Source organism: Oligoflexus sp., assembly GCF_035638955.1.
GTDB lineage: Bacteria > Bdellovibrionota_B > Oligoflexia > Oligoflexales > Oligoflexaceae > Oligoflexus.
This window is the reverse complement of the sequence record NZ_DASQYZ010000497.1, coordinates 51115-63646: the sequence shown is the minus strand read 5'-3', so window position 1 is coordinate 63646 and position 12532 is coordinate 51115. Positions and strand designations below refer to the sequence as shown.

At 51.9% G+C, this 12532-nt stretch carries 7 protein-coding genes and 1 pseudogene; 5 read left to right on the top strand and 3 right to left on the bottom strand.

Annotated elements, in window-relative coordinates; all coding sequences use genetic code 11:
• A pseudogene (locus VE954_RS40480) lies at positions 1–251 on the top strand (hypothetical protein); the annotation flags it as partial.
• Positions 205–948, top strand: coding sequence for a serine/threonine-protein kinase (locus tag VE954_RS40475; RefSeq protein WP_324963943.1), 744 nt, complete (start codon positions 205–207; stop codon positions 946–948). The pseudogene VE954_RS40480 and the gene VE954_RS40475, both read left to right, overlap by 47 nt.
• Before the next feature lie 91 nt (positions 949–1039).
• On the opposite strand, the gene VE954_RS40470 is transcribed toward VE954_RS40475, so the two are convergent.
• On the bottom strand, positions 1040–3727 hold the full coding sequence (locus VE954_RS40470) for a 7TM diverse intracellular signaling domain-containing protein (protein ID WP_324963942.1): 2688 nt from the start codon (positions 3725–3727) through the stop codon (positions 1040–1042).
• 134 nt (positions 3728–3861) lie between these two features.
• On the bottom strand, positions 3862–4488 hold the full coding sequence (locus VE954_RS40465) for a glutathione S-transferase family protein (RefSeq protein ID WP_324963940.1): 627 nt from the start codon (positions 4486–4488) through the stop codon (positions 3862–3864).
• A gap of 364 nt (positions 4489–4852) precedes the next feature.
• Here VE954_RS40465 and VE954_RS40460 point away from each other — a divergent pair, with 364 nt between their 5' ends.
• The 3 genes from VE954_RS40460 to VE954_RS40450 are packed head-to-tail and all read left to right on the top strand — an operon-like array spanning position 4853 to position 10822.
• The gene (locus VE954_RS40460; RefSeq protein ID WP_324963938.1) at positions 4853–6196 is read left to right on the top strand and encodes a hypothetical protein; all 1344 of its coding nucleotides are present in this window, start codon (positions 4853–4855) and stop codon (positions 6194–6196) included.
• Between the two features lie 32 nt (positions 6197–6228).
• Positions 6229–8331 carry a choice-of-anchor J domain-containing protein gene (locus VE954_RS40455; RefSeq protein ID WP_324963936.1) on the top strand — a complete coding sequence of 701 codons (2103 nt, stop codon included), beginning with the start codon at positions 6229–6231 and terminating at the stop codon, positions 8329–8331.
• A gap of 13 nt (positions 8332–8344) precedes the next feature.
• On the top strand, positions 8345–10822 hold the full coding sequence (locus VE954_RS40450; protein WP_324963934.1) for an endonuclease/exonuclease/phosphatase family protein: 2478 nt from the start codon (positions 8345–8347) through the stop codon (positions 10820–10822).
• Between the two features lie 71 nt (positions 10823–10893).
• Here the strand turns inward: VE954_RS40450 and VE954_RS40445 are convergent, their stop codons facing one another.
• Entirely contained in the window at positions 10894–12384 is a 1491-nt protein-coding gene (locus tag VE954_RS40445) for an ATP-binding protein (RefSeq protein ID WP_324963932.1), read from the bottom strand.
• Positions 12385–12532: the final 148 nt, after the last annotated feature.

Genomic DNA, 12532 nt, shown 5'->3' with positions numbered 1-12532 from the left:
ACTTTGCCTTGATTCGCTTAAGGCCAGCGGCTCGATTGGGTGCTCGGATGGGGCAGTATAAGCTTTTGCGCAAAATTGCCGAAGGCGGCATCGGGGAAATTTATTTGGCCCGACATGCTTTTTTAAAGCGTCCTACAGCCATTAAGATTTTAAAACCCGATAGCAACGACCCGGAATCGCTGAGCCGTTTCGAAACGGAAGTGCGTGCAACCAGCCAGCTCAGTCCACCCGAATACAGTTGCCATTTATGATTTTGGTCGGACTGCTGACCGTAGCTTTTACTATGCAATGGAATTTCTGCCTGGCATCAGTCTGGCCAAGCTGATCGAAATTGAAAAGCATTTACCTTGCCATCGGGCAATCCATCTGCTTTTGCAATTCTGTGCTTCCCTGAAAGAGGCCCACTCGCTCGGCTTAATTCACCGGGACATCAAACCCCTTAACATCATGGTCTGCCGGATCGGTGGGGAGTATGATGTTGTCAAGGTGGTGGATTTTGGATTGGTCAAAAGCATCAAGAACCTGCTGCCATCAGAAACCCTGGACCTGCTCCCCAACGCGCTGCGCGGTACCCCAGCCTATATCGCTCCCGAACTTCTGGCCCAACCATTGGCTGCCAACGCACGCAGTGATATCTATTCGGTTGGGGTGCTGGCCTATAAGATGTTCAGCGGCCGGAATCTATTCGAAGTGTCCAGTGAGGCCGGTCTTCTTTATGATATCCTGTATACCAATCCTTGCGATCTAGCCCAGCTCAGACCCGATCTTCCCGACTCTCTCGTTAAGCTGGTCATGCGCTGCATTCACAAAAATCCGCAGATCCGCCCTGCAGGAATGGACGTTTTAGGTCTTGAATTGGCTGCTGTCGAGCATAGACCCGCGTGGTGCCAGGCTGATGCAAAGCAATGGTGGGGCTTACGGGATGAGCTTCTCTTGCCAGCTGAATAGCAAATCCGGTTCGAGGGTGTTGCAAAATACATGAAAAGCCTCAAGCTCCCGATCCAAATGATTGGTAAATCTCGTGAGTTTGTGGGGATTGTCACCTATTTTGCAACACCCTCGAAGCTGTCTCTCGGTCCACCTTGTGCGTGAGGGGCATGTTCGTAGTGTCAGGGATACGAATTACAAAGCGGCATCCTTGGCCTTTTTCGCTCAAAACCTCGACCTGACCATCCAGCTCCTCAACGGCTGTCAGCAGCGCGCCCATACCCACACCTCGACCCGAAATTTCCGAAACCTCGGTTGAAGTCGAAAAGCCTGGTAGAAAAATGGCTCTGGATTGTTCCTGCTCCGATGCTTTGTCGAAGGCCTCGGGTGTGAAGAGTCCTTTTTCCAACGCCACCTCGCGAATCCGGTCCATATCGAGCCCCTGACCATCATCCTGCACGGTGATGACCAGCAGATGCGGCTGCCTTTCCATTGTGATGTCAATGCGGGCACGCGGATTTTTTGAGGCTCGATTCTCAGGTGCCTCAATGCCGTGATCGATAGCATTGCGAAGCAGATGGGAAATGTTATTGATCACGGAACTTAATTTTTCCGGATTCACTAAGGTTTCACCACCGCTGACATGGATGTCCACGTCCTTACCGAGCTTGGTCGCCAGCCTGGTGGTGTGCGAGAGCATGGCGCCAAAGAGCGAGCGAATGGGCACGAGCTTGGCTTCCTGCACCCAGATTTCAAAGACCCGCTGAATGTCATCGGGGGTGCGCATCGACTTCAGGATGCTGCGCAAATGATCAAAGGTTTTAAAAGTGACGAAGACACCATGGGCCCCATCCATCACAGCATCCAGACCAATGAGATCCTGATACGTTAGCATGAAGAGTTTGATCCTGTTCGCCACCTCGTGGAGGTGCTCACTGCCGATCTCATCCAGATCTTCGACGCGATGAATATAGTGGGCCACATCATCGAGACCATACGTGGCAAAATTGCCTTTCAGCGTATGGAGTATCATGCGCAGACGGGTGGTATCACCCTGGGCCAAGGACTCTTCTGCAATGCGAAGGTCACGGACGGAATCGGCCATGAAACTTTGGAAACCGAGTTTATCCTGCATAATTCGAAGCAAGGTCTGGTTGATTTGCGCATCCCGTTCCGCATTGACCAGCCCCGTGACATCGGTGATGGTAAAGAGAATGGCATGTACGGAGTCCTTTTCATCGCGCACGATGGAGCCTTGCAGGGAAATCACCCGTTTGCCAAGCGAAATGCGACTGTGGATTTGGCTGAGACTCACCTCATCGGGGAGCATTCCCGAAAAAATCTGCGACACCGCAAGGCTAAAATGGGCGCGTTCGCGCTCGCTAAACTCGAGAATATTCTGCAGCTTTTGTCCCACGGCGATCGGCTTGCCGATAATCTCCTGACAGGAGCGGGTAAAACCTTCCTTGATGGCCAGATCTGGTCCAACCAAAAGAAAACCAGCCTTGACGTTATCCAGGATGATGCGGATGGTCTGGGTGCGGTCCTTCACCTTGAGTTCAAGTTCATCATTCAGCTGTCTGATTTCAAACTCAGCATCCTTGAGCCGGTGAAAGGCGCGCGAGAAGCGTTTCGAGATCAGAATGGCCTGAAACAGGATGAAAAGGAAAAGCCCGATATGCGATAAGGTGGTGGTCTTGATGAGCTGATGGTTCTTCAGAATATCGTTTAAAATGGTCAGCATGAAGGCGCCGAAGCCAGCCGCAATCAAGAGTGAGCCATCGCGTTGGTCAGGCTTGGCTTGCGCAATGCATTTCACGACATAAATGGAGGCCAGCATAATCACGATCTCAAAGGGTATCAGGAGCACCCCGTGATAACGGAGCGGAAGAACACCAACCACGACCGTATATACGAGCGAAGTACCGACGAAAAATTGGGCGCCTTTGCGGGCAAAGCTTTTGTGAAACAGGATATAGATGAAGTGGCAACACGTGGCCGCGGGAATGCTGATGCCCCAGTATTCCATGCGATACTGCCAGTAAAAATCGGGCTGGTCAAACATCTCATAGAGCAATAGACCTTCTGAGCGGAAGATGGTCCGGATACCGATCCACAGGCAGAACAGGCCAAACAGCAAAGGATCCAGCCTTTCGCGGCGCAGCGCGTAAAGACTGAAGTGATAGAAGGCCATGATAAAGATCGCGCCCACAACAAACGAGTCACGGATCTTGGCGGCCTGGTGCTTTTCAAAAAGCTGCGGGGCGTGGCCTATGGCGATGGGCGTGGATGAGCTCATGAATTCATAGTTTGAATAAGCGGAGAGCTGCACGACGATGTCGAGGACACGAACATCATCCTTTAAAACATGCGTAATGGGCTTGAGTGAGGGCCGCTCGGACTGCACATCAGCGCCCACCTGACCCTGCCTGGAGATCTGCTGACCGTTGATCCAGATTCGACTGGCTGAGCGAAGTTCGGGGAAAAATATCGTGTAACGATAAGCAGGCTCAGGCAGCCGCAGCTGGATGCGGAACGTGCCGTGACGCAGGGTTGGCAGTTGATGATCACGGGGTACAATGGCAATCAGCGAGAGATTGCGTGGTGCAGCCTTCGCTTGAACCTCGTCCGGAGTCAGGATCTCGCCGGGATAAAAATCCCAGGCATCATGAATATCGTAGATGGCATTGGCGAACGGAAAGAGGCGTAAATCCACCTGAGCCATGGCATCAGACGCACGCATTTCTCTCCCAAAGAAGAGTGCGATCATTGCGATCATAATGCCAAAGGTACGATTCATTCTCCGCATCCTGTGCCAAATTCTTAAATGGTATCGGCAAGATAGCGGAAAAACTTATAGGCAAATACGAAGAATTTATCCACCCGCGTTAGTTGACTTTAACGCGGGAATTTTGGATTGGACCAAACGTGGTATCAGCCTTCGCCTTCGGCCTGGGCCCCTTGAATCCATTCGCGCATGGCAGGAAGTGCCGCGATGGTTTGCACGTATTTTTCGATGGCTCCGGTCAGCGGAATGGAATACGTCGTCAGACGTGTCGTGACTGGTGCAAACATGGCATCCGCAATACTGAAGGAACCGAACAGAAAAGGTCCTCCTGAGCGGGCCAGACAGTCGTTCCAGATTTCAAACACGCGTTTCAGATCGCCCTGTGTATCATCGGACAAAGCCGGTGTGGCAAAGCGTTTGTTGACATTCATCGACATCTGCTGGCGCATGGCCGCGAAACCGGAATGCATTTCTGCACTGACGCTGCGAGCCAAGGCACGCTCTTCAATTTTCGCCGGCCAGAGCTTTTTTTCCGGGAAAAGATCATTCAAATATTCAGCGATGGCCAAGGAATCCCAGATGCGGACTTCACCATGGAGAAGGACTGGAATTCGGCCCGATGGCGAATATTGCCGGATACGTTCCCGAGTCGAAACCTGATTCAAGGCAATCACAACTTCCTTGAAAGGAATGTTCATTTGTTTGAGAAGCAACCAGGGGCGCAGTGACCACGAGGAAAAAGTCTTGGAACCCACTACCAAAGTCATATCCATGTCCAGCTCTCCTATAGTTGGCTTGGATTTAATAGGGTAAAGCCGGCTTTGTCCAGCAGGGACGCGGGATTTTTTGTCCTCCGTTGCGATGTAGGATTGACCCGTCATTGTTCATGCTGAAGCGTAATTTGTTGACCGCGTCGGAATAGCTTTTTCCGTATTATACAAAAGTTTGGGATACATGCCGTTCCGTGAACCCGGGTATCGCGTAAATCGAAATCTTTATTGAGGGTTTTGGCTTGTTCATCACGGCACGAATATACGCATTTTCCCCATGATATCGATTGACCTCATGGCCGAAAAATTATATTCCCCGTGGGTCATTTTGACAAAACCGGACAGAGTAGTATCAGGGGAACAGGTCATGAGATCACAACGATTTTTGATGCCGGCTTGCCTTCTATTGATCGCAAGTTCAGCACGAGCGCAGATCGAAACAGCTCCAGTTCAGTCCACTTACTTGGAATACTTGCGATACCAGCAGTATGTCCACAGTGCCTCCGAGAACACCCAACTGGGTCAGGAAACTCTTTTCGATGCCCTCGTGGGATACCGACTGAACGAAGACACGGCTGTGAAATTCCGCCTTGATATCGATCCCAACCGCGGATCGGTCGACAATAAAACCTCCCGTCTTAACCTCCGTCTCCTGCATCACTACGAGCAATTTGATTTCCAAGCTGACCTTGCCCTGAATGGCGATGACGAGGGTCGCGGCGCCACGACTGTGGGCATGGACAATACTTCGAAGTATTCCTGGATTTCTTATACTCCTGTTGAAGCCTTGAAAGTCATTTTCTATCCCTATAACTTCGGCACCGAAATCGGTCGCGAATTCCGCACCTGGGACGTCGCTCGCGTGTTCTTTGTCGAAGGCACACCCGCTTATATTTCGAACCTGCCGATCGAAAATGAAACCATTGGCACCAAAACGGTTCCGGGCTTTGAACTGCAGTGGAAACCTACCGAATCCCTGTTGACCTATGTAGGCGTGGGTTCCGCAGGATTCTTCTATCCCGCAACTCCTGGCTTCACCATCGAGGAAAACGCGGCATCAGAACGCTGGAAAGTGAAGGAAGACCGCGCTTATAAAGCTGGCGTTCACTTCCGCACGGCTGATACCAACGCGATCTTTGAATATGCTTCTCATACCAATGGCGCGGAAGGTGGGTCCATGCTGGACGCAGCCTGGTCACTCCAATTGAACCAGAATTTTGGCCCTATTTCGGCCAATATTGAAAGAACCTGGACCAAAGCTTCGACCAATGCCTATCGCCTTAATGACGATATGACATGGTTCCATGACATCGCTCCTTTCCGTCCTGTTTACTCGGACTACTACGGCGCACGTCAGGACTGGCTGGGCAAAACCGATGCTGCAACCATGGTTAAAGCTGGCTATACTTTCGGCGCTATTACACCATTTTTGGCTTATAAATTTATCGGTCAGTACTTTATCGACCGCGAACGCGAATCGGCTCAACGTCTCAGAACAGCAGATGAAACCGCATCGCACGGTGGTCTGAAAATGTTGGTGGTCGGAGCTGACTACCGCGCTGGCAAGTTCAACTTCCGTCCCGAAGTTGAGTTCATGCAGGCGAAAAATGCAGTCTTCGGCAACCGGACCGATGTTCGCGAAGACCGCATTTTGAGTGAACTGAACAAAGAAGATACTGTGGTAAAACTGACGGCATCCTACTTTTACTGAGACATTGCGAATAGCCGAATAAGGGGCTCCCTATGAAAACGATTCGAGTTATGAGTTTAGCTCTTGCTCTCGTCTGCTCCCCGATTCTGACCAGCTGTTCCGATGACAGTAAGAATCGTTCAGGACAGACCGAGCAGGTTAAGTCCATCGAAGACCTGCTTGCCGCTGTGCAAACCGTTGAGCAGGATATGGCCCAGGGCTTTCTGCTGAAAAGTGCGACCGAGCGTGATCGGTCGGAGTTGAAGCAGAACCTCTTTGACCTTAAGATTTCAACCTATCGCCTGAAGAGCAATCCGTACGATGCGGACGCTCTGTCCCAGCTTTATCAAGCCTTCCTTGTCTACGATAAGCTGAACCTTTTGGAAGATGACCGCGCCCGTCTCGGCGGTCTGGATCAGCAGCTGCGTACCACTCTGGATTCGATTGCCACCTTGCAGGGCAAGACTCTCGATGGTATTGAGCGCGCTCTCTTCGTTAAAGTCTTCAATTATGAAATCGCCCCCTTCACGGCGACCAAAATCTGGCGCATCGACGGCACACGTGACAAGAAATATGCGATTGGTGATGGCAAGACCTCGGCCTGGCTGATGTCACCACGCCTGGATCTGACACAGGTTGGCAGTCCCGCGTTTATGGTGGATCAGGCGATCAACGATCGCGGTTTGCCGTTCCTTGATGGTGTCATGTATCTCGTGTCGCAGGACTATGTGTCAGGTGATCCCGAGAAAGCGACCTGGGAATCGATCAAGATTTCGTCGATGCCCGATGGCAGCAGCTATAACTATCGTAAGAGTGAAGCTGTGAGTTTGAAAGCTTATGAAGGCAAGAAGATTGTCGTGGCTTTCAAATTGGATGGTGAGAAGCTGAAGTTTATGCCCGCCAATGCTAAATCCGCCTGGCAGATCGCCAGTTTCAGTCTGCTCGGAACCGGTAAGGTGACCTATGAGCCCTTGAGCTTGGCTGGCGGCGGCGCCGGTAATGGCAACGGTGACTCGGGTGAGCCCAGCGGCCCAGCCCGTGATTTGCCTTTGCCTTACGTCAAGAGCTTCCGCAATTCTGCATTCACGAACTTTACGATTGCCCCTGCTCAGCAGCCAACCGGCTGGACCATCTTCAAGTATGCGTCCGGCGATTCCTGCTGTTCCAAAGTCGGCGGCAGTAACACAACAAGCTGGCTCCTCAGCCCTCGCTATGACCTGAGCAAGGTGCAGAACCCACAGTTCTTCTTCCGCCAGGCTATCAACAAGGCTCCCGAGAACGCTTCTGTCATCAGTGTGCTGATCACGACCGACGAATCGGTTGCGGATCTTTCGAAAGTGAATTGGGAGCAGGTTACCTTTACCAAGGCACCGAACTACAATCCCAAGTACGTGTTCGAAGATACTGAGAAGGTTGATCTGAGCCGTTATGCAGGCAAAAAGATTGTCATCGCCTTCAAATATCAGCAGGGTGAGACCACCAGCTGGCCAACCTGGGAAATCGATTCGCTGCAGATTCTGGGCAACGGAACGTTGAGCTTTGATCCCGTTACGGTGGATACGCTTGGCAGCGCAACGCCGACCCCGACTCCCACTCCAACGCCGAATCCTGAGCCGACTGTTCCCAGCCTCTATAAGAAAGTGTTCAAGGACACGGGTCTGACGGAATTTAACGTCGAAACGGTTGGCACTGCCGCCAACGGTTGGAACGTGTTTACGATTCCCGGTCGCACCACGCCTTGCTGCCTGAAAGTGGCGGGCAGTGAAACCACCAGCTGGCTCGCCAGTCCCCGATTTGATTTGACCGACGTGCAGAAGCCTCAGTTCTGGTTCCGTCATACAATCAACAAGGCCCCGGCCACGGCTGACATCATCACCATCTGGGTGACGACCGATGACACCATCAGCAGCCTGGCGACCGCTCAGTGGGAGCAGGTTCCTGTGACCAAGGTTCCGACTTACAGTCCCAAGTTCGTGTTTGAAAATTCTGAGGTCTTTGACCTGAGCAAATACGCGGGCAAGAAGATTGTGATTGGTTTCCGGTACCAGATGCCTGTCGCGACGGACTACCCATCGTGGCAAGTGGACTCATTGCAGCTCGAAGGCAACGGCACCTTGAAAATGGAGCCGGTGGTTTTGACTCCACCGGCCGGCTGAAAAAGGGTCAACCATGAAACTGAACAAACATCTGACGGCGCTCGTTCTGATGTTCGGATCCCTGTCCTGTGTGGACGACGCGGATCCGCGTGAAGACGCGCCCATATTGATCGATACCAGTGATCGTTTTCTTCGGTCCAACCTGGCGGGAAATCTGATCACCACGGCGATGCAAAAAGAGCTGGACGTGGACATCGTCTTCTATCCCAGCGACTTTCTGCCTTCGAACGGCTATGCGATTCTTGGCAAAAATCTGACGGAAGAAGAGATCGATCAGCAGCTGCTGCCGATCTATCCATCGGGTGACAAGGACACGTTCCGCGTGGGCACCCTGCGCGGCTCGGAAATTCGCGACTTTATTCTGAATCGTAGTAACAAATACTATCGCGTCGACGTTCAGGTCGCGGGTGTGGAATACGATATTCAGTACGAAGGCGGTCTGCCGACCATCTATCAGGTGACCAGACCCCATGGTCTGCCCCTGGAAGAGCGGGCCAACTACCGCGTGGCCATCAGCAATGAAGCTTTCTTCAGTCCGTTTCCAGGCTATCGCTATGGCAACAGCTTTGAAAACAATTTCCAGTTTGAACCCGGTGATTATTCAGCCAAGGATACTTTGAAAAAGTATCTGCAGAAAATGAAGAGTCTGCCCCTTCTGAATGAAGAACGTGCAACGATCCGCATGAACAACAAGGGCGGCGTTGAAGGCGTTCTGTCCATTCCCGAACTTCAAGGTGAAGCGCATCTCTCCCCCTATCGTGGCAAAACAGTCACGACCGAGGGTGTGATTACCGCTGTGGCCGAGATTGAAGAGGGTGGGACCGAGCTCTACATTCAAACGCTGAACGATGATAGCAAGCCTCTGACGTCGAATGCCATCAACGTGTACCTGCCGGGTTCGCGATCCGATCTGGAAGCTCGGGTCAAGATTCAGGTCACAGGTACGGTTTATGAAGTCATGACAGCACAGGGGTTGACCCGGACCGCCATTCGTGAAGTTTCCAATCTCACGATTCTCGACCGAGGTGTGACTTTACCGGAAACGGTGAAAATCGGTCCCGATCAGCTTCAGGTGCCGAATGCGGTGGTGTCGAGCTATCGCGGCAACATCAACCAAAAGCCTACGCTCAATCTTGCCGATGGTTTGGACTTCTGGGAAAGCCTGGAAGGCATGCTGATTGAAATCATTCGTCCTGAAGTCGTGGGTTTCCGCGGCGGCAAGGAAAAGTATGATGACAGCAAGCGTTATCTTACCCTTTATGTTCGTCCTGAAGGTTCCAGTCCGGCTGAGCAGCTGTCGGGTGCCAATGGACTCCTTCTGAACCCGCTGGTGAATGACTACAACCCCGAAGTGATTCGTATTTCAAGCAGCGAACTGGCTCCGCGCGTGAGCCCTGACTATGTCTTTAATATTGGCGATAAGTTCTCCTACAACCTCCAGGGTATTCTGAGTTTCCAAACGAATACCTTCGGTGACGGTGAATTTGCCATGTTTGTGACGGGTCAGTTTTCGTCGACCTCGAGCGTGAAATCGCTGGCCGAGAAACCCAAGGCTCGTTTTGTCGGCGATCAGGATCATGTGACCATAGGCACGTTTAACGTTGAGAACCTTGCTGGTATTCTGGACGAACGCATCAAGCGACTCGGCCAGGCGATCAGCACCAATCTGCGTTGCCCGGATGTGCTCAACCTGCCTGAGATTCAGGATAACAACGGTGTCGACTTCGGTGAAGGATCCGCGGCGGATATTACACTGAGTTCCATCATCAAAAGTATAAACTGCCCTGGTTCGGACTATCGGCCTTTAAACATTGATCCCGTGCCCAACTCGGATGGCGGCGAGCCAGGTGGCAACATTCGTGTGTCGATGATCTACAACGCCGCGCGCGTGCAGTTTGAGCAAATCGGTAATGCCGGTCCCATGGATGAGACCTTTGTTCTGCCAGGCGGTCGCCTGAACCAGAATCCAGGTCGTCTCTTCCCGAACGATCCCGCTTTCACCCGCACAAGAAAGCCTTTGGTAGCGGAATTTTCATTCAAGGGTCAAAGGTTTTACGTCATTGGCGTTCACTTGAACTCCAAGCTCGGTGATTCCAGTCCCTGGTCGATTGAACAGCCGGTGATCTTCCGCTCCGATTTCGATCGTGCCAAGCTCACGGGCCGCATCAACCGCTTTATCGCGGATCTGATGGCTCAGGATCGTGATGCCAAAGTCATGGTGCTCGGTGACTTCAATGCCTACTGGCATGAACCTTCGATGAAGATTCTGGCCGGTGACTTCATGCAGAACCTGATGACTTACGGCGACCTGGTACCTAAGAATCAATGGTACACGGCTAATTATGATGGCAACGCTTCGGCGATCGACCATGTTATGGCGAGCAAGGCCTTGCTGAATTTTGAACCGGAATTGGATATCGTGCACTTGAACTCAGACTACATGGACAAGATTTCGGACCATGATGCTCTGGTCGCACGGTTCCGCTTCTAATCCAAAGGTCTCTACAACGGGCTGGCGTTCCCATTCGATGGAATGTCCAGCCCTGTTTTTTTGCTTCGAGCTTAACCGACTGCCTGGGTTGAAATCGCGTCGATATCCGGTATGAGGCGGGCTTTCTTCAGATAGAGATGAAAGGTGGTCCCGTGCGCTGACGGATTGATCTCGGCTGAGACGCTTTCCACCTGAATCCGACCGCCATATTTTTCCACGAATGATTTAACGATCGGCATGCCAAAGCCTGTGCCTTTTTCCCCAGCTGTCCCGGGGCGGGTGGTCTGGCGTGTGGGATCAAAGATGGCTCCCGCAATTTCCTCGGACATGCCCACGCCAGTATCTGTGATGGAAACGTGCACCAGATCCTCTTCCACGCGGGCCAGGACGTGTACGGTGGAGCCTGGAAACGAGAATTTCAAGGCGTTGGAGACGAGGTTATTGAAGACGTGATTGCTCAAGGAAACAGGATCAGCCAGGACGCCAATGCCGCCAGGCAGTTCGTTTTCGATTTCGAGGCAAATCTGCTTTTCACTCAGGCGATCGCGGAAGATCAGGTTCAGGTCGTCGAACATACGATCCAGGTTGACCGGAGTTATCGTAATGCTGCGCTTGCCCGAGTCCACCGCTTCCATCTCACGCACGTTGCACAGAATGTCGGCCATGAGTTGAGCCGCGCGCGAGAGTGTTTTGTATTTGGCCTGCTTTTTTTCATCGGGAATGCGGTTGTTGGCGAACAATTCGAGAAGGCCTGTGATCAGCACAAGAGGGTTGGATAAATCATGGCATAGGACGCGGAGCAAGGTGGCCTTGGTTTCCGCGGTTTTGGTCAGTGCCTGAGTCTTTTCATCCACAGAGTTCTGGAGCTCCAGCTTGTGGTTTTCAATGGTTTGGATTTTGTCCTGAATCTCATTGTTTTTGGTATTGATGCTTTGGACCATCACATCGAGCTCGTCTTCGGTGGACTGGCTGCGGGCCAATTTCAGCGGCTGCGACTGATCATTGGATTCCAGATATTTGGCGATGTGGATGAGATGCCGGGTGATGCGTTTGCGGAGCAGGAACACGACATAGACGGCCAGAAGCAGTGTTTTAAGAATGTTGGTGATCAGAATGTTCAAGGACAGGCCGTAGGTCCTGGAGATGACGGCTTTGAGAGTGAGACTGATCGTCAACGTGCCGATGGTTACAGGCCGCTGCTCGTGATTATTGTAGGTGACTTCCACCTGGCGGGTCATGTAACGCGAGCCCGATTTTTCACCCAGAGACGCAAAGAAATCGGAGTCTTTGGATTTAATTTCAACATAAGCTACGTCGGGAAGGCTTTTGATGCCGGCCAGGATCAATCGAGCCTGATCTTCATCAATTTGCCAGAGCGAAGCAGCGACAGCCGGAATGTAGCTGCTTTCTATCAATTCAAAACGGGATTTCACACGATCCACGTCCTTACTGTACTCGATATAGATTTGAATCACGCTGGCAAAAACCGCGATGAGGCCACTGACCACAAAAATGTAGACAGCGGTTCGGTTGCCCAGGCTCTTCAAAATCTTTGCACGCATGCCGGTTCCAATTCAAATCTGATAAAACTCCACACCTACTGTTCGGTGTAAGTTATGGAATTTTGAGCAAGCTGGCGGAAATCAGTAGAGGGGGGATTCTAGGTGGCGTTGCAATACGAAGATAGTAAAGAAAATTTAAGCGGTTTTT

Excerpts from the sequence above, each read along its gene's own strand:
- VE954_RS40470 (WP_324963942.1), bottom strand. The coding sequence starts at position 3,727 with ATGAATCGTACCTTTGGCATTATGATCGCAATGATCGCACTCTTCTTT.
- VE954_RS40465 (WP_324963940.1), bottom strand. The coding sequence starts at position 4,488 with ATGGATATGACTTTGGTAGTGGGTTCCAAGACTTTTTCCTCGTGGTCA.
- VE954_RS40460 (WP_324963938.1), top strand. The coding sequence starts at position 4,853 with ATGAGATCACAACGATTTTTGATGCCGGCTTGCCTTCTATTGATCGCA.
- VE954_RS40455 (WP_324963936.1), top strand. The coding sequence starts at position 6,229 with ATGAAAACGATTCGAGTTATGAGTTTAGCTCTTGCTCTCGTCTGCTCC.
- VE954_RS40450 (WP_324963934.1), top strand. The coding sequence starts at position 8,345 with ATGAAACTGAACAAACATCTGACGGCGCTCGTTCTGATGTTCGGATCC.
- VE954_RS40445 (WP_324963932.1), bottom strand. The coding sequence starts at position 12,384 with ATGCGTGCAAAGATTTTGAAGAGCCTGGGCAACCGAACCGCTGTCTAC.